The following is a 1,707-nucleotide window of genomic DNA, read 5'->3' on the forward strand; positions in this document are numbered from 1 at the left end:
CTATATATATCATATAAATAAATTTGATACATAATGACTTTGCGTAGAAATGTTAATAGAATGAAGCGAGGGAGCGAAATGAGACAGAAAAAGGAGCAGAAAAAACTATCGAAAAAGAAAAAGACTCATATTCCATTTCGGTTAAATGTACTATTTTTTATTGTCTTTCTTTTATTTTCAGCTATTATAATTCAATTAGGTAAAGTACAAATCATTGATGGAGAAACGTATAGAAATGAAGTAAATAAAAAGGAAGATGTAACGGTAAGCACTCCCGTTCCTAGAGGGAAAATGTTTGATCGGCAAGGTCACGTTATTGTAAATAATAAACCATTGCGAACCGTTACATATACGAAAATGAGAGGAGTAGACTCGAAAGAAGTTTTACAAGTAGCAAGAGATTTAGCTAAGCTAATTGAAATGTCGCAAGAGGACATAGACAAGTTAACAGAAACAGATAAAAAGGATTTTTGGATGCAGTTAAATGAAAAGCGGGCAGCAGCGAAAGTAACGAAAGAAGATGAGAGTAAATTTAGAAAGCAGGAGATAGAAGGGAAAGAATTAGATAAAAAAGTTGAAGAGTTACGTAGGGAAAGAATTACACAAGAAGAATTAAGTGAACTTTCAAAAGAAGACCTAGAAGTACTAGCCATTAAAAGCAAAATGAATGCGGGGTATAAAATGACGCCGCAAATCGTTAAAAAAGATGTAAGTCAAAATGAATATGCTGTCGTTAGTGAAAGGTTGGCAAGTTTACCGGGGGTAGATACGACAGTAGATTGGGAACGTGAATACCCAAATGATAAAATACTGCGCTCTATACTAGGTAGCGTTTCTAATGAAAATGAAGGGTTGCCAAGAGAACAATTAGATTATTATTTAGTTCGTGATTATAATCGAAACGACCGTATTGGTAAAAGTTACATTGAAAAACAATACGAAGATGCACTACATGGAACGAAAGAACAGTCTAAAAATATTATGGATAAAGCAGGGAAGATTGTTCGAACAGAAAAAGTGACTGAAGGAAAAAGTGGAAATAACTTGATGTTAACAGTCGATATGGATTTACAGAAAAGAGTAGAGGGAAGTCTTGAAAAGAATTTACGAGCCTTTCATGCTGCAGAGCCGATGATGGATCGTGCGTTCGTAGTAATGATGAATCCGAAAAACGGTCAAATTTTATCAATGGCAGGAAAGAAAATTGAAAATAAAGATGGCGGTATGCAAATAGAAGATTATGCATTAGGAACGATGACAAGTTCTTATGAGTTAGGGTCAACTGTAAAAGGTGCTACTTTATTAACTGGATATCAAACAGAAGCGATTAAGCCGTATACACATTTCTTTGATGCACCAATGTATTTTAAAGGAAGTTCTAAGCCGAAGAAATCGTGGAAAGAATTTGGGGATATTGATGATTTAAGAGCTTTGCAAGTGTCATCGAACGTTTATATGTTTAATACGGCTTTAAAAATGGCAGGCATTAATTATGTCCCAAACAATCCATTAGATATTAAACAAGAAACATTTAATAAAATGCGCTACTATTTTAGACAATTTGGCCTAGGTGTGTCGACTGGTATTGACCTGCCAAATGAATCAATTGGTCAAGTAGGTAGAACTGATAACATACCCGGATTTTTACTTGATTACGCGATTGGACAGTATGATACATATACGCCGCTTCAGCTTGCACAATATATT

The 1,707-nt window shown here is 34.6% G+C and carries 1 protein-coding gene; it reads left to right on the forward strand.

What is annotated here, in order from left to right:
• Positions 1–78: 78 nt before the first annotated feature.
• Positions 79–1,707 (forward strand): peptidoglycan D,D-transpeptidase FtsI family protein (locus ABWK52_RS27350; protein WP_353772282.1); only part of this gene is annotated, 1,629 nt, incomplete at its 3' end.

Origin of the sequence: Bacillus sp. AP50 (assembly GCF_040492675.1) — a bacterium.
Taxonomy (GTDB): domain Bacteria; phylum Bacillota; class Bacilli; order Bacillales; family Bacillaceae_G; genus Bacillus_A; species Bacillus_A cereus.